The sequence below is a fragment of the Lentimicrobiaceae bacterium genome, from assembly GCA_023227965.1.
Taxonomy (GTDB): domain Bacteria; phylum Bacteroidota; class Bacteroidia; order Bacteroidales; family JALOCA01; genus JALOCA01.
This window is the reverse complement of record JALOCA010000011.1, coordinates 15,470-33,694: the sequence shown is the minus strand read 5'-3', so window position 1 is coordinate 33,694 and position 18,225 is coordinate 15,470. Positions and strand designations below refer to the sequence as shown.

Annotated in this window: 19 protein-coding genes; 14 read left to right on the top strand and 5 right to left on the bottom strand. The window is 40.5% G+C overall.

Annotation, left to right across the window (positions count from 1 at the left end):
* Window positions 1–59: 59 nt before the first annotated feature.
* From M0R21_05455 to M0R21_05445, 3 genes are all read right to left on the bottom strand, one after another.
* Complete coding sequence (locus M0R21_05455; protein MCK9617264.1) at window positions 60–872, bottom strand: redoxin domain-containing protein; 813 nt, start codon at window positions 870–872, stop codon at window positions 60–62.
* Between the two features lie 42 nt (window positions 873–914).
* Complete coding sequence (deoC, locus tag M0R21_05450) at window positions 915–1,757, bottom strand: deoxyribose-phosphate aldolase (protein ID MCK9617263.1); 843 nt, start codon at window positions 1,755–1,757, stop codon at window positions 915–917.
* Window positions 1,758–1,879: 122 nt separating this feature from the next.
* A complete protein-coding gene (locus M0R21_05445) occupies window positions 1,880–2,860 on the bottom strand; it encodes a class I mannose-6-phosphate isomerase (GenBank protein ID MCK9617262.1) in 981 nt (326 codons plus the stop codon).
* A gap of 209 nt (window positions 2,861–3,069) precedes the next feature.
* Between M0R21_05445 and M0R21_05440 the strand changes: the two genes are divergently transcribed.
* The 5 genes from M0R21_05440 to M0R21_05420 are packed head-to-tail and all read left to right on the top strand — an operon-like array spanning window position 3,070 to window position 6,310.
* The gene (locus M0R21_05440) at window positions 3,070–3,306 is read left to right on the top strand and encodes an acyl carrier protein (GenBank protein MCK9617261.1); all 237 of its coding nucleotides are present in this window, start codon (window positions 3,070–3,072) and stop codon (window positions 3,304–3,306) included.
* A 13-nt stretch (window positions 3,307–3,319) separates the two neighbouring features.
* Window positions 3,320–4,570, top strand: coding sequence for a beta-ketoacyl-ACP synthase II (gene fabF, locus M0R21_05435; protein ID MCK9617260.1), 1,251 nt, complete (start codon window positions 3,320–3,322; stop codon window positions 4,568–4,570).
* Between the two features lie 3 nt (window positions 4,571–4,573).
* On the top strand, window positions 4,574–5,305 hold the full coding sequence (gene rnc / locus M0R21_05430; GenBank protein ID MCK9617259.1) for a ribonuclease III: 732 nt from the start codon (window positions 4,574–4,576) through the stop codon (window positions 5,303–5,305).
* A gap of 31 nt (window positions 5,306–5,336) precedes the next feature.
* Window positions 5,337–5,873, top strand: coding sequence for an IPExxxVDY family protein (locus M0R21_05425; GenBank protein ID MCK9617258.1), 537 nt, complete (start codon window positions 5,337–5,339; stop codon window positions 5,871–5,873).
* Window positions 5,870–6,310, top strand: a complete 441-nt coding sequence (locus M0R21_05420) for a hypothetical protein (GenBank protein MCK9617257.1) — start codon at window positions 5,870–5,872, stop codon at window positions 6,308–6,310. Before M0R21_05425 ends, M0R21_05420 begins: the two co-directional genes overlap by 4 nt.
* 218 nt (window positions 6,311–6,528) lie before the next feature.
* On the opposite strand, the gene M0R21_05415 is transcribed toward M0R21_05420, so the two are convergent.
* Window positions 6,529–8,124, bottom strand: a complete 1,596-nt coding sequence (locus M0R21_05415) for an AbgT family transporter (GenBank protein ID MCK9617256.1) — start codon at window positions 8,122–8,124, stop codon at window positions 6,529–6,531.
* Window positions 8,125–8,229: 105 nt separating this feature from the next.
* Between M0R21_05415 and M0R21_05410 the strand changes: the two genes are divergently transcribed.
* The 7 genes from M0R21_05410 to M0R21_05380 all read left to right on the top strand — a co-directional run bounded on the left by M0R21_05410 (window position 8,230) and on the right by M0R21_05380 (window position 14,779).
* Window positions 8,230–9,006, top strand: a complete 777-nt coding sequence (locus M0R21_05410; GenBank protein ID MCK9617255.1) for an ABC transporter ATP-binding protein — start codon at window positions 8,230–8,232, stop codon at window positions 9,004–9,006.
* A 3-nt stretch (window positions 9,007–9,009) separates the two neighbouring features.
* Window positions 9,010–10,455 (top strand): ABC transporter permease, encoded by a 1,446-nt coding sequence (locus M0R21_05405; GenBank protein ID MCK9617254.1) that lies wholly within the window; start codon window positions 9,010–9,012, stop codon window positions 10,453–10,455.
* 7 nt (window positions 10,456–10,462) lie between these two features.
* Window positions 10,463–10,963, top strand: coding sequence for a hypothetical protein (locus M0R21_05400; GenBank protein ID MCK9617253.1), 501 nt, complete (start codon window positions 10,463–10,465; stop codon window positions 10,961–10,963).
* A 9-nt stretch (window positions 10,964–10,972) separates the two neighbouring features.
* Complete coding sequence (locus tag M0R21_05395; GenBank protein ID MCK9617252.1) at window positions 10,973–11,977, top strand: BtrH N-terminal domain-containing protein; 1,005 nt, start codon at window positions 10,973–10,975, stop codon at window positions 11,975–11,977.
* A gap of 17 nt (window positions 11,978–11,994) precedes the next feature.
* On the top strand, window positions 11,995–12,273 hold the full coding sequence (locus tag M0R21_05390) for a phosphopantetheine-binding protein (GenBank protein MCK9617251.1): 279 nt from the start codon (window positions 11,995–11,997) through the stop codon (window positions 12,271–12,273).
* 87 nt (window positions 12,274–12,360) lie between these two features.
* Window positions 12,361–13,446, top strand: a complete 1,086-nt coding sequence (locus tag M0R21_05385; GenBank protein ID MCK9617250.1) for a sulfotransferase — start codon at window positions 12,361–12,363, stop codon at window positions 13,444–13,446.
* On the top strand, window positions 13,433–14,779 hold the full coding sequence (locus M0R21_05380) for an AMP-binding protein (GenBank protein MCK9617249.1): 1,347 nt from the start codon (window positions 13,433–13,435) through the stop codon (window positions 14,777–14,779). Before M0R21_05385 ends, M0R21_05380 begins: the two co-directional genes overlap by 14 nt.
* A gap of 11 nt (window positions 14,780–14,790) precedes the next feature.
* Here M0R21_05380 and M0R21_05375 read toward each other — a convergent pair whose 3' ends face one another.
* On the bottom strand, window positions 14,791–16,173 hold the full coding sequence (locus tag M0R21_05375) for a thiol protease/hemagglutinin PrtT (GenBank protein ID MCK9617248.1): 1,383 nt from the start codon (window positions 16,171–16,173) through the stop codon (window positions 14,791–14,793).
* A gap of 219 nt (window positions 16,174–16,392) precedes the next feature.
* On the opposite strand from M0R21_05375, the gene M0R21_05370 reads away from it, so the two are divergent.
* Entirely contained in the window at window positions 16,393–17,163 is a 771-nt protein-coding gene (locus M0R21_05370) for a TatD family hydrolase (GenBank protein MCK9617247.1), read from the top strand.
* A gap of 23 nt (window positions 17,164–17,186) precedes the next feature.
* The gene (locus M0R21_05365; GenBank protein MCK9617246.1) at window positions 17,187–18,212 is read left to right on the top strand and encodes a type I asparaginase; all 1,026 of its coding nucleotides are present in this window, start codon (window positions 17,187–17,189) and stop codon (window positions 18,210–18,212) included.
* Window positions 18,213–18,225: the final 13 nt, after the last annotated feature.

Sequence of the window (18,225 nt, the reverse complement as noted above, 5' to 3'; positions counted from 1 at the left end):
GCTTTTTATGAATTAAAGTAGATAACTGCATAATCCTTAGTATTTTTTAATTCAAAGTTTTACTGTGCAATTTTACAAACTTTTTTCTGAATAGTCAATTTTCCGGGAATTTCAACACCAATAATATAAAAGCCAGGTTTACAATTACCCATAGAGAATACCCGGTAAACATAACCTTGTGTGGATTGTTCGCACGGCTGTTCATATACCCTGCGACCGGTTGCATCAGAGACATACAGTACCAACTTTTCGGCAAATTGGGTCTCGAGTGCAAGGTACAGCGCATCGGAAAACGGGTTGGGATAAACAGCAAGCGTAACAGGTAATTTCTCCTCCTTCAAACCAATTGTACAGGGAGAGGGAGATAATACTCCGCCGTAAGCTGATAATAAACTATCGAGTACCCCGGCTGAAGGGGGCCATATATATTTTTGAGCTATCAGTTTGTCGGGAGTAATCAGGATGACGGTGGGATAGGAAAGTATAGTGTAATTACTGTTGATTTGATTCCCTCTTCCCTGAATTCCGCTAACCGAAGGATAAATTGCATTGAAAAGACTATCGAAGACAAGTACGCCGTGGTTATCAGTCCCGTAATTTATTCCCAGCACTATAACATTCCCGGTATTGCAACCGAAATTCAAATAAGTTTGACTTACTTCCGGCGCATAAATCTGGCAGGAACCGCAAGCCGTCGTAAAAAAATCTAGCAAAACTATTTTACCCTCATCCAGATAGTCGTAAAGCCGATGAATGTTACCATTAACATCCTTTACTGAAAAATTTACTGCTGTGTCGAGCGGGGTTTGTGCAAAAATGGTATTTGTAGTACAATACAATATAATAAATAAGGAAACAACCCATTTTTTCATTGGTATATATTTTCCAAAAAATTGATATAGATTTTTAATAATTTACTTAATTAATTCTTTTAAAATATTATCGGCAAGTCGGCTGGCTCCTAGCCTAAACAGAGTGTTGCTGAGCCATGATTCTCCGAGTGTAGCATGAACCAATGCATAATAATTTAATGCCTGCCAGGGTTCGGAAATCCCGCCCGAAGGTTTTATGCCTGCTTTTTTACCGGTTTTTTCAAAATAATCCTTTATGGCATCCAACATCACCAGTACGGCGGGTTCAGTAGCAGAAACCGGAATTTTTCCTGTGGATGTTTTTATAAAATCAGCTCCGGCATATAAAGCTATCCTGCTTGCCCGGCTGATATTGGTAAGAGTACTTAGTTCTCCTGTTTCGAGTATTACCTTCAGGTGAACGCTTTTACATGTTTCGCGGATTGCTGCAATTTCATCAAACACAAGATTGTACTCTCCCTCAAGAAATTTTCCCCTCGAAATAACCATATCAATTTCATCAGCCCCTTCGTCAACAGCATATTGTATTTCAGCCAATTTAACATGTAATGGCGATTGCCCTGACGGGAAAGCACCGGCAACTGACGCCGTTTTTATTCCGGTAGATTTTAATAACTTTTTTACCGTGGAAACGAAAGTAGGATACACACAAACAGCAGCTACATTGGGAATTTCTTCACCTTTTTCTCGGAAAGTCGTTGCCTTATAACACAATGCCATCACTTTTTCCCGTGTATCTGCTCCTTCAAGGGTAGTAAGATCAATGCAGTTTAGCAGAGTTGCATATGTTTTTTTCTCAGGAAAAGATAAATTTCCGATAATCTTATTTACCCTTTTCCGAATAATAGTTTCGTCTATTTCTTCAATATTTAAAGAATATAACATGGTTTCTTCTTTTTAATGTAATAAAAAAACAAATATACATAATATTAAGTTTATTTAGCTTATTTTTTTTGATATTCAAAAATATCTCAAAATTATTTTAAATAAAGATTTTCAAACTCATTTTATTCAATATAAACTTCCAGGATTTTACTTTCGATAGATGGAATTAAAGTTACATTTTTTACGATAGCAGGAATTAAAATCACTTCCCCCTTTTTCATTGTTTCATTACCTCCATCCCACACAAGTTGTAAAGCGCCTTCAGTGCAAATATAAATTACAAACGAATCTATTTCAGAGTAATCCTTTGCAATTACATTCTTCAGATGGAGTATCCCTGTAGTAAAATGCGGACTGTTAATTAATGGTACGGTTTGGTTGTTTTTTTCGACATACGGAATTTTGTAAGTGTCGTACACATTAAAGTCAATGGCATCAAGAGCAAGGTCGGTATGTAGTGTACGGGGTTTCCCTTTGTCATCAGTTCTGTCCCAGTCATAAATTCGATAGGTAACATCTGATGTTTGCTGTATTTCAGTCAATAGGATTCCGGGACCCAGGGCATGCACCCTGCCGGCGGGGATAAAAAAAACATCACCGGTTTTTACTTTTTCAAAATTCAGAATTTCGGGGAGCGATTTATTAATAAGGTGTTGTTTATACATTTCTGGTGATATCTTTTGTGAAAAGCCGCAAATCAGTTCTGCCCCGGGAACTGTATCTATGATATACCACATTTCGGCTTTACCAAAAGCATGATGCCTCCGGGCAGCCAGTTCGTCGTCAGGGTGTACCTGTATGGAAAGATAATCCTGGGTATCAATAAATTTTATCAACACAGGAAACTCATTTCCAAACTTTTCATACACTTTTTCTCCTACCAGATCGCCCATGAAAGTTTCCACTATTTCGTTCAGTTCGTTTTCTGAAAAATATCCATTGGCTATTACTGAAGAATTATCCTGAATTCCGGAAACCATCCATGCTTCGCCGCAATTGAGCAATGGGGCATAATCGAGCCCCAGCGTATCATGCACACGGGAACCTCCCCATATTTTGTCTTTAAAAATAGGTATAAATTTGAATGGATATAACGATAGCATGTCGGAAAAATTTGGGCGTGTAAAAATACAACATAATAAAATATGTACTGCAAAACATAATTACAGAAAAAATCCTCCGGATCCGTATTTTTTAACTATCTGAATATGTGTTTTATATTTTGGTTGAGGTTAAATTTTTGTAGTGAATTTTGTTAATAATGCAAAAAATAACTTTCTTTGCACCCTTAATCTTTAAAAAGTAGAAAAACATGTCTGACATTGCAACTAAAGTAAAGGCTATCATCGTTGATAAGCTGGGTGTTGATGAAAAAGAAGTTACACCCGAAGCAAGTTTCACCAACGATTTAGGCGCTGATTCCCTCGATACGGTTGAATTGATTATGGAATTCGAAAAAGAATTTAACATAGCTATTCCCGACGATCAGGCAGAAAAGATTGGAACAGTGGGTGATGCTATCGCTTACATCGAAAACAACACCAAATAAATTTCATTTACGGATGGAATTAAAACGTGTAGTCGTTACCGGTCTTGGTGCACTAACTCCATTAGGCAATACCTTTCCTGAATTTTGGGACAACCTTATTAATGGAGTTAGTGGTGCCGATGCCATTACCCGTTTTGATGCTTCGAAATTTAAGACACAGTTTGCCTGTGAAGTAAAAAATTTCGATCCATTACAACATTTCGACAGAAAAGAAGCCAGAAAATACGATTTGTATGCCCAATTTGGATTAGTATCAGCCGAAGAAGCCGTTCACGACTCAGGCTTCGATTTAGAAAAGCTAAACTTAGACACTATTGGGGTTATCTGGGCTTCGGGTATTGGTGGATTATCTACTTTCTTTGAAGAAGTAATCAGCTATGGAAAAGGAGATGGTACCCCCCGTTTTAATCCCTTTTTTATTCCGAAAATGATAGCCGACATTACTGCCGGTCATATTTCGATACGTTACGGACTCAGAGGACCTAACTTTGCTACTGTTTCCGCTTGTGCTTCTTCGGCAAATGCCCTTGCTGATGCATTTTTATACATTCGCACGGGAAAAGCCAATGCTTTTATCGCAGGAGGCTCGGAAGCGGCTGTCAGTCCTGCCGGTGTAGGCGGATTTAATGCCATGCACGCACTGTCAACACGAAATGACGATCCCAAAACTGCTTCACGCCCATTTGATATTGGTCGTGACGGGTTTGTAATGGGTGAAGGTAGCGGCGCTCTTATTTTTGAAGAACTGGAGCACGCCAAAGCCCGCGGTGCGAAAATATATGCCGAAGTTATAGGCTCTGGACTTTCTGCCGACGCTCATCATATGACAGAACCCCACCCCGACGGTATTGGTGCATACAATAGTATGAAGAATGCTCTGCAGGATGCCGGTATTACCCCAGAAGAAATTGACCATATTAATACCCACGGAACTTCAACACCCAAAGGCGACATTGTTGAACCTAAGGCTATCATTAACCTGTTCGGCGAACATGCTTCTTCCATCAGCGTAAATTCTACCAAATCAATGACCGGGCATCTGCTGGGTGCAACAGGAGCCATAGAAGCTATTGCTACCATATTGGCAATCAAAAATAGTATTGTACCTCCTACCATTAACCATTTTACCGACGACCCCGAAATTCCTGTACTGGATTTCACCTTCGGCAAGGCTAAACATCGCACGGTAAATATTGCATTAAGTAACACTTTTGGGTTCGGAGGACATAATGCATCACTTATTTTCAAAAAATTCAGTGAATAACCGTTGCCTTTCAGAAAGATTAAACCGGTAAAAGCCTTTTTCTCGGGAGATAAAGTACTTTATGAAGCCATAAAGAATATTTTTGGGTATTATCCCAAGAATATTTTTTTATATAAATTGGCATTCAGGCATAAATCAGTAGCACAGGAATTAATGAACGGGGTAAAAATAAGCAACGAACGTCTCGAATATTTAGGAGATGCCATTCTGGGTGCCATAGTTGCCGATTACCTTTTCAAAATATTTCCTTACAAAGATGAAGGCTTTTTAACTGAAATGCGTTCAAAAATTGTAAGCCGCGCTTCGCTTAATAAGTTGTCGCAAAAACTTGGAGTTGACGAACTTATTCAATCAAACTCTGAATCTAAATCTGCCAACCGTTCAATGAAGGGCGATGCCTTTGAAGCATTCGTGGGAGCATTGTACCTTGATAGGGGTTATAATTTTACCCGGAAAATCATCCTGTCCAATATCATTCAACGGCATTTCGACATAGATGAGCTCGAAACACTCGAAATCAACTTTAAAAGTAAGCTCATAGAACGGTTACAGAAAGAAAAAAAATCTATTGAATTTGTAGTTACCGGCGAGGTTGGTAGCGGATACAACAAGCAATATGTTGTGGAAGTGCACATTGATAATAAATCATATTCGCAGGCACAGGATTATTCCATTAAAGGCGCCGAACAGCTTGCCGCCGAAAAAACATGGAAACACCTCTATGAGATAAATTAATTCTTAGGAAAGTCTTTTTATAAAAGAAGTTTTGTACATTTATTCCGGATTTATCCGCCGGATTATGCCGCAAAAAGCCAATACTATTACTACTGTAAAAGATGAGTATCACATCATTGGTATTTCATACCAATTACGGGATTACCGCTTGTCGTTCAGCATAAACAAAGCATTGCATTTCCAGTTAAAAAAAATTCCCGATTTTGAATTCAGAAAATCGGGCAGTGATATTGTAAGAAATTTTTCCATGTACTTTTTCAATGATAACGACTTTTTAAATACTTACTGCTTGCTGGCTAACCATTCCGATAATATTTACCTCATCCCAACACATAAACAAATTGATTATTTTTTCATTATTTCCGGGCAGGTTAAACCCGAACGTTTTCAAATGTGCTTAAAAAGCCTAAAAACCATACCACAGGTACTAACTGCCATAGTCATTGATACCGATAAAACAGCACAGCTTGAGCAACTTATACCTGATATTGACAGCCACATCACTGCCTGTCTCGATCAAAACAAATCCGGATTTTTAAAATTGAAAACACCAAACATCCCGAAATGAAACAAGATATTATTTCTTATACGCTTGTTTTTTTGCAATTTACTGGAATCGGATTCGTTTTCATCACGGGTCCCTGGCTTGCCGAATCCCTGGCAGGGTGTATTGCCGAAGGTTGTGGATTGGTGCTGATATTATGGTCGGTACTGGCGATGCAAATCGGTAACTTTCACGCCTCGCCTTCCGTTAAAAATAATGCCCGTCTGGTAATTAAAGGACCTTACCATGTTATTCGCCATCCTATGTACTTATCGGTATTGCTGATTTGCGGAGCATTGGTTGCTGATTCCTTTACTTTTTACAGGGGAATTATTTTTCTTTTACTTTTTATAATTTTGACAATTAAAATATTATATGAAGAAAGTCTGCTAAAAAAGCATTTCATCGAGTACCGCTTGTACATGAAAAATACAAACAGGTTGATCCCCTGGATTTTTTAAATAAATGGGGAAAAACTCTGGTAGCCAGCTTTTCGGTTAATGGGATGATTACCTTCCTACCCCAAAACAAGTATTCAATACCTATTCACCAGATTAGCCAGGTCTTTTGCCAGTATACCAATCTGTTCAAATTAATTCTGATATTTACCTACAAAAAAATTATTCATCAATCATCAAATTTTGCTTTTCAAACCTGCTGTAACGATACAGCAGGTGTTTTAATATCCGCTTAGCTGCATGGTAACAGTAGGTATCAACAATATCCAACCCAAAATTACGAGTATCAGAATCAGCTTCCATGCCCAGTGAAACCACTTGCTGAATGGAATACGGGCAACTTCCAGCACGCCTATTAAAACTCCTGAAGTAGGAGTAATGAGGTTGGTAAATCCATCTCCTATGTGAAAAGCAGTAACGGTAGCTTGTTTTGATAAATTTACCATCTCTGAAATATCACGCAGAATGGGCATTAAAAGTGCAGCTTTGGCAGTGCCTGATGTAATAACCATGTTTAGTGCCGATTGGAAAATATACATCAGCGAAAGGGTTGTTATCTGCCCGGTTCCCTGCATTGAGCGTGAAATTCCGTACAAAATTGTATCTATCACTTTCCCATCTTCAAGTATCACAATGATTCCTCCGGCTAAACCCACTACCAATGCTGCCGAAAGAATGTCGCGGGCTCCGGCAACAAAAAGTCTGGTAATTTCATTGGCATCTTTTCCCATTGCCATACCAGATACTATTGCCATAGCAAAAAACAAAGCGGCTATTTCCATTAACGACCAATCGAAGGCAATAACTCCGACTACCAGAAACAATATGGTAAACATTAATATGGTAAGAATGAAAATCTGTACTGAACGACGCAGGGAGAAAATTGCAGAAAAAGCAAATAATGCACAAATTACCGGCAAAAGAGGCATTTTAAATGAACTGGCTCCCATTTTTATGGTATTCATGGGAAGAATAATGGCATAAACAATCAAAATTCCCGACACGAGTGCACAGGCAATCCATGCGCCACGTCCGGGTTTCAGTTTTTCAACATTCATAGCAGAAGAATTATGCTGACGCCAGTAAGCATCGTTTTCATACATAATTGACCGCTTGGGGTTTTCCCGGATTCGATTTGCATACCACAACACATATCCAATCCCTGCAATATTTACAACAATCCAAATGAAAAACCTGTATTCAATCCCCGAAAACAATTGTATTCCTGCAATTTCCTGTGCTATTCCCAAAGTAAACGGGTTAAGCATGCACCCGGCAAAACCTATTCCTGCCCCGATAAAACACATACAAACCCCAACGATGGAATCGTAACCCATAGAAATAGCTAATGGAACAAAAATAATTACAAAGGCAATGGTTTCCTCGCTCATACCGAAAACAGCACCGAAAAAGCTGAACATCAGCATTACCAAGGTAATGATAATATTATTAATACCAACTTTACGGATTAACCGGTAACGCTCCAATTTACGACTTCGGGAAAGAAACGACTGTACACCCGCATCAATGGCTTTACTTTCGTTCAGTATCCAAAAAGCCCCGCCAAGTATGAGAATAAAAACAATGATTTTGGGTGTACGGACAAAACCCTTGTAAAAAGCGGAAAAAATTTGCCATGTCTGCGGTTGTTGCTCAACAGTTTTATATGACGTTGCATCAATAACATCTCTTTTTATTTCACCGGTGGTAATGGTTTTCCGCGAAAATTCCCCTGAAGGAACAAACCAGGTGGTAACGGCTGCAAGAACTATCAAAAAGAAAATGATTACATAGGTATGGGGAACTTTCTTAAACATACGCCTGTGGTTAAAAGGATTTTCGACAAAAATAAAGGTATTTTCAAATTTACGTTGCAAATATCATAAAAAGCACATAAGTTTGATGTTGAATTTTAATTACCGATGAGCAACAGCAACAGGCATACCCATAACTCTGAAATCGTGCTACAAACAGAAAAGCTGGTGAAAATTTACCGCCGGTCGGACGAACAAACGTTAAAAGGGGTTGACCTTTCAATAAGCAAGCAAGAGTTTTTTGGATTATTAGGTCCAAATGGTGCCGGAAAAACCACACTCATCTCCATAATCTGTGGATTGCTGAAAATTACATCCGGTACGGTTAATGTCCAGGGAATAGATGTGAAGAAACATCCCGAAAAAATAAAAAACATCATCGGACTGGTACCCCAGGAACTGGCTTTATATCCCACACTCACCCTGCGCGAGAACTTGAGTTATTTTGCCAGTATGCACGGGCTTAGTGGTTCGGTACTCAACAAACGGGTGGAAGAACTCATCAGCATGGTGATGCTTGACAGTCATGCTAACAAATGGGTATCCCGCTGTTCAGGAGGAATAAAACGACGCGCCAACCTTATTACAGGGTTGGTGCATAATCCTTCCATCCTTTTTCTCGACGAACCTACACTTGGAGTTGATGCACAGTCGCGAAACCTGATTTTTGAATACCTGCAACAGTTGAATAGCTCTGGCACAACCATTTTTTATACAACACACTACATGCAGGAAGCTGAAAACTTATGCTCAAGGGTAAATATTATTGACAATGGACAGATAATTGAAAATGGTACACCCGCACAACTGATAGAAAAAAATCCCAGTTGCGGTAATTTGGGAGACGTATTTTTGAAATTAACTGGCAAAGATTTGAGAGACTGATATATGTATAAATTTTTATCAGGCATAAAAAAAGAATTTCTCATCCTGGTTCGCGACCCGGCAGGACTTGCCATACTTTTCATTATGCCTATGTTTCTCATCGTTGTGGTAACTCTTACTCAGGAAAATGCACTGAAATCTATTCGTGGCTCGCAAATAAAAATCCTTTTTGTTGACGAAGATAATTCCCGGTTAAGTAAAACCATAAGGCAGGGGCTGGATACTACCGGTTGTTTCGAAATCATAACAAATATTAATTCACAACAGCTTACCGAAAAAACTGCCAGCGAAGCAATCGCTTCGGGAAAATACCAGATAGGAATTTTAATCCCCCGCGGAGCTTACAGCCAGTCGCTCCGGCGCGCTGATGCGGTTATTTCAAATTCATTCAGGAAAAACGACAGTACAAATATTTCAGGAACAGTTATAACCGGCGTAAACATTCTCCTTGACCCTGCAATAAACGATGCCTATAAAAACTCTGTAGTCAGTGCTTTGAAAATGCTTGTCCAAGGTGCCGAAATTCAAATTCTGACGGAAAAATTTTGCAGCCTGCTTCCGGCGGAAGTCAACAAGAAGCTTCGCATTCCCATTGAAAGTGAATTAAAAAACAGGTTCCAACGCATGCAAACCGATTTTGAAAAACAGGTTCGTGAAAAAATGGGGAAATTTGCACCAGCCCATATTGACATGAGCGATGCCACGAAAAGAATTGAAAAAAGTGCACAGGGTATTCATTTTACCATTGAAGAGGCAAAATTCCCCTGGAAACCTGGTAATGTGTTGATGGTAAAAGAAATCATCGCTTCTCACCGACAGGAAACAATCAAACCTACCGTAGTGCAAAACAACGTACCCGCTTTTGCCTTGTTTGCCATGTTTTTCATTGTCATACCTCTTTCCGGTAGCCTGATTACCGAAAAAAACGAAGGAGCCTACAACAGGTTACGTACTCTTCCGATAAGTTATTTTACTATATTAAGTTCAAAAACTGTTGTTTATGTAATTGTATGTTTATTACAACTGCTAATGATGATGGCAGTGGGAATTTGGTTTTTCCCGGCAGTTTTCGGGATGCCGGCACTACAAACGGGCAACCATGTGGGACTAATCCTGGTATCGGCGCTGGCATCGGCGTTGGCGGCAGTAGGTTTCGGGATGCTCATCGGAACGCTTTCCCATACCATCGGACAGGCAGCCATGTTCGGTTCGCTTTTCGTTGTGATACTTTCCATTTTGGGCGGTATTTTTATTCCTGTGTATCTTATGCCCGCTCCTTTACAAGCAGTAAGCATAATTTCACCAATACGATGGGGGCTCGACAGTTTTCTCGACATTTTTGTACGGAAAGCTACGTTTGCTGCCGTACTGCCCAATATTTGCCGTTTGATTGTATTTTTTGTGCTTGTACAATTCATTTCATTGTTTAGTTTTGTAAAACGCAATTAAACGGAAAATGAAAGAAAAAGATATCAAGGTGGATTTCGACCCGCACAAGGTGATAATGTATGCTGAAAAGGAAGATAATACCTATGGGCAGGTTCTCACGGGTTCCTATATTTCCAAAAATTACCTTGACGATTTCCAGCAAAAACAATTGCACCGGGAGGAAGAATTGCTGCAACAATTACAGAAAGGGGAAATCAGCCCCGTTTATTATTATATGGAAATAGAAGGCTTAACCATGGCAGAATTGGCTTCGAGGGCAGGCATCAGTAAACGGAAAGCCCGGAAACATCTCAATGCCCGGAAATTTGGCAAAACTACGGTAAAAGACCTATTGCGCTATGCTGAAATTTTTAATATCCCCCTTGCCAATTTCTTTCAGATAATTCAAACGGAAAACGACAGCAGATGGAAAGCCCATTTTAAGGAAGATAAAAAAATTTTAGCTATTATACAGAACAAAACCAGCAACCCTGTAATTATAGAAACAAAAATTGAGGAGAAGGAATAAGTGAGTCAGGTGGAATTTAAACATACAATGGCAGCCCATTGCGAATCGGGAACAGTAGCAGCTTTATTGAATCATGCGGGGCTTGCAATTACAGAGCCCATGGTATTTGGAATCTCCAGTGGAATTTTTTTTGGATATTTCAGTAAACAACCCAGCCTTAATTTCCCTACCTTCATCGTTCGTAACAAACCCGGGCAAATGCGGAAAAATATTTCCCAAAGGTTGGGAATATCCTTTTACACCGAAAAATTTTCCGACCCGGTAAAAGCGGAAAAAACTCTCGACACATTGCTTGAAAAAGGCATACCCGTGGGCATACAGGTTGATTTTTTCTACATGAACTACCTGCCACCCTGGATGCGAGTTCATATCAATATGCATTATATTACTGTGGTAGGTAAGAAGAACAACTTGTATATTGTAAGTGATTGTTATCATCCCCAGCTTGCCGAAATTGATGCCGAAACACTGCGCAAAGCACGTTTTCCCGGAGGGATGATGTCGCCACAAGGTTTTCTTTTTTACCCATTACGGATTCCCCCTGCTGAAAAAATCAACTTAAAACAAGCCATAGCCAAAGGAATTCACAAATCCGCCTTCAACATGGTTAAATTGCCCATTCCTTTTTTGGGCATCAACGGCATTCGTAAATTCTCGAAAAAATTGCCTGAGTGGCCATCGTTGGCTCGCGATACCGAGCATTTGTCGCATGAAATTATGAAAATTAATGTATTGCTCGAAGACCAGGGAACAGGTGGAGCGGGTTTCCGGTTTATGTTTGCCACATTTTTACGGCAGGCTTCTGAAATCATGCAGGATGAGCGACTGCTGGCGCTTTCTAAAAAAATGATGGAAATAGGCGATGGTTGGCGCGAAATTTCACTCTTTGCCGCCCGTATCGGGAAAAACCGCGACCTTGGAACAGACAAGATCAAACAACTTAGTGAAATGATTTGGGGTCGCTCAGTAGTAGAAAAAGAATTTTTTACCGAACTTTACAAACTCAAATTTTAGGATAATCTCTATATCGTATGACAGAAACGAATACAACTGCTTTAAAGCTTGAAATCAAACAACTAATTATAGACACTTTGAAAATACCCGATGTTCTTCCCGAACAGGTACAGGAAGACATCTCCCTTTTCAGCAGCGATAACTTGCTGGGATTAGATTCTATAGATGCTCTGGAAATCATTATGGCTCTGCAACGTAAATACGGGGTGCGCTTGGACGACCAAAACCTGGCAAGGTTTATTTTAACTTCTATCAATACCATTACCGAATTTGTGGAAAAGGAAAGAACACAATAAAAACCAGTAACTGTAGCCGCTTTCTTTTACTGTGGTTACCTTTATCTCTGCCTTTTCTCTCGTGGATTGCTACAAAAATCCTTTACTATGAAAACAGCCTACCTTTTAGCCGGAACAGAACTTTCTGTACTATGGCGATTGGTACGTCGTAACAAAGCCGGTTTTTCGCCACGCTACATACCCAGGTTGCTCTTTTTGCTGAATGCCGGGATGTGGTCGTCGCTGTTTTCGGTAATTGAAAAGAAAAGATATGGTAAGCACATTGCTGCTTCCCCGCTTCCCGATAATCCAATCATCATCGTCGGGCACTGGCGTACCGGAAGCACCTGGTTACACCAGCTTCTCAGCCTCGACCCTTCCCTTGTAACGCCCACCCTCTTTCAAGCAGCCCTTCCCCGGAGTTTTTTCAGCGCAAGACTATATTTTGCCCCGGTAATGCGTTTTTCTATTCACAAAAAACGCCCTATGGACAATGTTAAGTTGGGCATTGATGAACCCATGGAAGACGAATACGCCCTGTTGCGTCTTTGCGGTTTTTCGCCGCTCGAAGGATTGATTTTTCCCCAAGATACATCTTATTTTCTTAACGATTTCCCCGGATTTTTGCCGGAACAAAATATCTCCGAATGGGAAAAAGCATTAAATTATTTTTGCCGTAAACTCACATTTAACAACAAGCAAACGCTACTGCTGAAAAATCCTTTCCATTCATTGCGCATACAGTTTTTGTCGGAAATTTTTCCCAAAGCCCGGTTTGTACATATTTACCGTAGCCCTTATGCTGTAGTTCCTTCAACCCTTAACATGTGGGAAACCGTAGGGCAGCAAAACCGAATGAAGTGCAACCATACCCCTATTTCCATGCGGGAAGTAGCCGACATGTACCAACACCTGCTTACTTTCATCGAGCAGGCATTGAACAACATTCCTCTTCAGCGGCAATATTCCATTCGCTACGAAAACCTTGAAAAACAACCCGAAAATACCATCCGGGATATGTACAGGCACTTCGGTATGGATTTTTCAGATGTTTTTTGCAAAAACATTCAACAGTTTCTGCAGGAAAATACCAATTTTAATAAAAATATATTCACACCAACCCCTGACGACAAAGCTATTATCGCTACCGTTTTGGCTGATGCAATAAAAAAATATGATTATGCAGCAAATTAAACCCTGGTTGAAAAAAGGATACGGAAGAGTGATCCCGGAAATTGAAACGGCAACTTCCGACGAGATCAGAAGATTTCAGGAAAAATTATTACGACAACAATTGGATTATCTTCAACAATATTCCACCTTTTACCGGCAGGTTTTCAAACAAAACAAAATTAATATCAAAAGCATACGTTCGTTCAGCGATATAGAACAGCTTCCCGTTACAACCAAACACGATCTTCAGCAGTATAACAACAACTTCATTTGCGTTCCTCAATCAAAAATTATTGATTATGTTACCACATCCGGAACGCTTGGCGATCCGGTAACGTTTGTCCTTACCGACAACGACCTGCACCGTCTTGCTTATAACGAACACATCTCTTTTGTATGTGCAGGTGGCTCTGAAAATGATATTTACCAGTTGATTACAACTATAGATCGTCGGTTCATGGCAGGTCTGGCGTATTTTATCGGGGTACGCCGCATGGGAGCCGGTATTGTCAGGGTGGGCTCGGGTATGCCTGAATTGCAGTGGGATAGCATCAACCGGATAAAACCTACCAGTTTTATCACCGTTCCCTCCTTTATTCTTAAAATTATAGATTATGCCGAAAAGAACGGAATTGATTACCGCAACAGCAGCATCCGTCAGGCTGTCTGCATTGGAGAGCCCCTTCAAAACCCTGATTTTTCACTGAGCAAATTAGGTACGCGTATCAAAGAAAAATGGGATATCGAACTATTTACTACCTATGCTTCCACCGAAATGTCGAGCGCTTTTACCGATTGCAGCCAGCACCGTGGCGGGCACCATCATCCCGAACTTATCATCACCGAGTTTTTAGATGAAAACAATAAGCCTATACAGGAAGGCGAAGCAGGAGAAGTAACCATTACGACGCTCGGGGTGGAAGGAATGCCTTTGTTACGGTTTAAAACCGGCGACATTTGTTCTCACGAAACGGCTCCCTGTGCTTGTGGAAGAACCACTATGCGCCTCGGTCCCATCATCGGCAGGAAAAAACAAATGATAAAATATAAAGGTACTACCCTATACCCGCCCGCTTTGTATGACATTCTTGATAATATAGAAGGCGTAGTGAATTACGTGGTGGAAGTGTCAACCAATACCATTGGAACCGACGAGATTTTAATCCGTTGTGGGGTAAATTCCCTTTCGGCTGATTTTGAAAAAACGGTGAAGGACCATTTCAGGGCAAAACTGCGTGTAGCGCCATCAATTAAGATAGAATCTGCTGAAACACTGGCAAAAACTCTCTTCAACGACATGAACCGCAAACCGGTTAAGTTTGTTGATAAACGGCAGGATTCACTTCCTGATTAACGAAGCTTTTCTTATATTACGATTAGCTTTTCCGTAATTTTTTTACCTTTCGCTGTACAATGCACAAAATATATCCCTCTGTTCAAATGAGATATGTCAAGCATGTCGCCATTTTTGCACCGGTATTTTCCTGCGGTTCTCCCATCGGAAAAAATGATAATCAATTCGCAGGCGGTTTGTTCCGGCAATTGTATTTTCACAAAATCTGCAGCAGGATTAGGCGATAACATGCACAAGTTTTCTTCATTAATTTCAGGATTCCGGATGCCTACATTATTGGGAACAATATCCACTATGGCTCCTTCGAGCACAGTTAAACTATAAGGAAATTCATCAGGAAGCAAGTACCATCCGTTAGCCGATCCACCCCATCCAAAATTGAGATGGAAATAATTTTCAGAATTATGACCATCAACCACCACGTTGTGTCCTGTACTCCAAGTGGAATCAACCACTGCAAGATGAACAGGCATAGCGTTTGCAACATTCTGTGCCATACGGGTATAAACATTGGTATCGGCTTCGGTAAGCAATACCGAACCGCTAAAATTAAACTTCTGGTAAGCGTCGTATGCCTGACCTACGCCAAATGTTCCCGAACCCGAAGAAGTAAATACCTGAATAGCCGCAACTCCGCAGGCAAAGGTTAATGCAGCTTTATCGTTATCGGTAGGAGGGATTGAATTCTGATAATGAACTCCGAGCGTATCAAGATAGGCGTTCAGCATGGGAAATGATGGAAAATCAACTGTAGCATAATCATCATCAATCCAGTATTGACGTCCGGCGTAGTTATGGTAATAATCATCTTCGTCAGTAAACGTTACGCCATTGGTAGTCTGGTAATAATTGACTATTTGTGCCATTGCTACAGCCGGGCATCCTGCTATGCTACGGTTGCCGTTTTGTGGGTCGAGAGGGCAAAAAAGATTGTACGGTCCGTCCTGGTGCCAGTTGGTCTTCACCAGAAAGACGTCTTTACCGGAAAACTTGTAACCATCTTTCAGAAACAAATCCCATGCGGCTTTTCTTTTCGTAATTATAGTTTCAGGTAATTTTGATATAGCCTGCATCCGCAGATGAATATCTGTTTGCAGCCATTGTTTCCATTTTCCTTCCGCATCGGCAGAAGCGGTGAATGAATACGCAATAACCGGCGGCAAACGGTAATCGCCGGAAACGACAATATAACCTGCAGGTTGCAAAGGGAAAAAATAAAACAAGAGGGTCTGCCCATTGTCAGAATAAACCTGTGCTGTACCCAATGTACAATTAGTTTGGACGGCTGTTTTCTGCATTGCCACCTTACCGGCAGTAACTAAATCAACTGGCTGGCTGTAAAGCAACTGGCAAAATATCGTAAAAACTACCAGTAAGAAAAAAGTTCTTTTCATTGTTATTTTTTATAAGATTAAACGGGTGTAAAAATAATAAACATAAGCAAACAACAAGAGATTAACTGTAAAATTGTTTATTTATTATTACCATAAACTCTTCAATGTCCTGCAAACTTTAAAAGGTTAACGCAAAAACCTTCCGGGTGTTTCACACTTCGGAAGAGTTTTTTAAAAAATTCAAAATATTTAAGAAACCAAAAACCGTATTTTTGCCAAATGATTTTAGCGGACACCCATACCCATCTTTACCTGGAAGAATTCCACAACGACAGGCAACAAACTGTGGAAAGAGCCATCAGCAACGGGGTAAAATACCTGCTGTTACCCAATGTTGACAGCAAAACTCTTCCGGCACTCCATTCACTTTGCGACGCCTTCCCGGCTTCGTGTTTTCCCATGATAGGGTTGCATCCCACTTCGGTAAAGGATAACTTCGAGGAAGAATTGCTTGTAATGGAAAAAAATCTGGCTCTTCGTAGTTATATTGCTATAGGTGAAATAGGTATGGACTTATACTGGGATACCGCCTATGTCATCCAACAACGCCAGGCATTGATAAAGCAATTGGTTTGGGCAAACAAATATCAACTTCCGGCTGTAATTCACACCCGGAATGCCAACGACGAAGTACTCACTATTTTGGAAGAACTGCATCTTGCTTCGTTGAAAGGGGTGTTTCATTGTTTTTCGGGCAACATAAAGCAGGCTGAAAAAGCCATAAGTCTCGGTTTTATGCTTGGAATTGGCGGAGTTATAACGTTTAAAAACTCAGGTTTGGGAAAAGTGGTGGCACACATCGGACTGCAGCACCTGCTGCTCGAAACTGATTCGCCTTACCTTGCACCCGTTCCTTACCGCGGAAAAAGGAACGAAAGTGCTTACCTGCCTTTAATAGCCTCCAAGATTGCCGAAATAAAAGCTATAAACATGGAAGAAGTGGCGGAAGTAACTACAAACAATGCAAAACAACTTTTTCATTTACCCTGATAAAAAGTAATGGAGAAAAAAAAATGCAAAATACATCCATTTTAGTAATTTACACTGGCGGAACCATTGGTATGGTACAAGATAAACAAAGCGGAGCATTGCAACCTTTCGACTTTGCACATCTGTACCAGCATATTCCCATCCTCCGTAATTTCGATTATCAACTCAGCTTTCATTCTTTTGATCCTCTTCTCGATTCGTCGAACATGAACCCGCAGTTCTGGATTCAGCTTGCAGAAATCATAGAAGAAAAGTACGAAAAGTACGACGGATTTGTAATTTTACATGGTTCCGACACCATGGCGTACACGGCTTCCATGCTCAGTTTTATGCTTGAAAATCTTAACAAACCGGTGATATTTACCGGTTCGCAACTTCCCATCGGGGTAATACGAACTGATGCCCGCGATAATTTTATCAACAGCATTGAAATAGCTGCTGCAAAAGAAGACAACACTCCCCTTGTTCCCGAAGTAGCCATACAATTTGAGAATAAGCTGTACCGCGGCAACCGTACCACAAAGTATAATGCCGAGAACTTCGATGCATTTCTTTCGGGTAATTATCCCATACTTGCCGAAGTGGGAGTGTATATCCGCTACAACCGCAACAGCATAGCCCGTCCCAATTTCAAAAAATTAAAGGTATATCGTAACCTCGATACGCATATTGCCATTTGCAAATTATTTCCGGGCATTTCGGAAGCTGCCGTTAATGCCATACTGCATACCGAAGGCTTAAAAGCCGTTATTCTCGAAACCTTTGGAGCAGGAAATGCGCCCACCCATCCCGGATTTCTCGATGCATTACGACAGGCTGCGGCAAAGGATATAATTATTTATAATGTAACACAATGTAGGGGCGGTTCCGTGGATTTAGGTAAGTACGAAACCAGCGCCGAATTAGGCAAAATAGGCGTAATCAGTGGATACGACATTACCACAGAATCCGCCGTAACGAAACTTATGTTTCTGCTCGGACAAAATTTACCAACCGAAGAAACAAAACGACTTTTGCAGGCTCCGCTGCGGGGCGAAATGACCCTGTAATTGCACAGATCAC

What these genes read in the sequence shown, in the direction of transcription:
- M0R21_05455 (MCK9617264.1), bottom strand. Translation starts at nt 872, where the DNA reads ATGAAAAAATGGGTTGTTTCCTTATTTATTATATTGTATTGTACTACA.
- deoC (MCK9617263.1), bottom strand. Translation starts at nt 1,757, where the DNA reads ATGTTATATTCTTTAAATATTGAAGAAATAGACGAAACTATTATTCGG.
- M0R21_05445 (MCK9617262.1), bottom strand. Translation starts at nt 2,860, where the DNA reads ATGCTATCGTTATATCCATTCAAATTTATACCTATTTTTAAAGACAAA.
- M0R21_05440 (MCK9617261.1), top strand. Translation starts at nt 3,070, where the DNA reads ATGTCTGACATTGCAACTAAAGTAAAGGCTATCATCGTTGATAAGCTG.
- fabF (MCK9617260.1), top strand. Translation starts at nt 3,320, where the DNA reads ATGGAATTAAAACGTGTAGTCGTTACCGGTCTTGGTGCACTAACTCCA.
- M0R21_05420 (MCK9617257.1), top strand. Translation starts at nt 5,870, where the DNA reads ATGAAACAAGATATTATTTCTTATACGCTTGTTTTTTTGCAATTTACT.
- M0R21_05415 (MCK9617256.1), bottom strand. Translation starts at nt 8,124, where the DNA reads ATGTTTAAGAAAGTTCCCCATACCTATGTAATCATTTTCTTTTTGATA.
- M0R21_05410 (MCK9617255.1), top strand. Translation starts at nt 8,230, where the DNA reads ATGAGCAACAGCAACAGGCATACCCATAACTCTGAAATCGTGCTACAA.
- M0R21_05405 (MCK9617254.1), top strand. Translation starts at nt 9,010, where the DNA reads ATGTATAAATTTTTATCAGGCATAAAAAAAGAATTTCTCATCCTGGTT.
- M0R21_05400 (MCK9617253.1), top strand. Translation starts at nt 10,463, where the DNA reads ATGAAAGAAAAAGATATCAAGGTGGATTTCGACCCGCACAAGGTGATA.
- M0R21_05390 (MCK9617251.1), top strand. Translation starts at nt 11,995, where the DNA reads ATGACAGAAACGAATACAACTGCTTTAAAGCTTGAAATCAAACAACTA.
- M0R21_05385 (MCK9617250.1), top strand. Translation starts at nt 12,361, where the DNA reads ATGAAAACAGCCTACCTTTTAGCCGGAACAGAACTTTCTGTACTATGG.
- M0R21_05380 (MCK9617249.1), top strand. Translation starts at nt 13,433, where the DNA reads ATGCAGCAAATTAAACCCTGGTTGAAAAAAGGATACGGAAGAGTGATC.
- M0R21_05375 (MCK9617248.1), bottom strand. Translation starts at nt 16,173, where the DNA reads ATGAAAAGAACTTTTTTCTTACTGGTAGTTTTTACGATATTTTGCCAG.
- M0R21_05370 (MCK9617247.1), top strand. Translation starts at nt 16,393, where the DNA reads ATGATTTTAGCGGACACCCATACCCATCTTTACCTGGAAGAATTCCAC.
- M0R21_05365 (MCK9617246.1), top strand. Translation starts at nt 17,187, where the DNA reads ATGCAAAATACATCCATTTTAGTAATTTACACTGGCGGAACCATTGGT.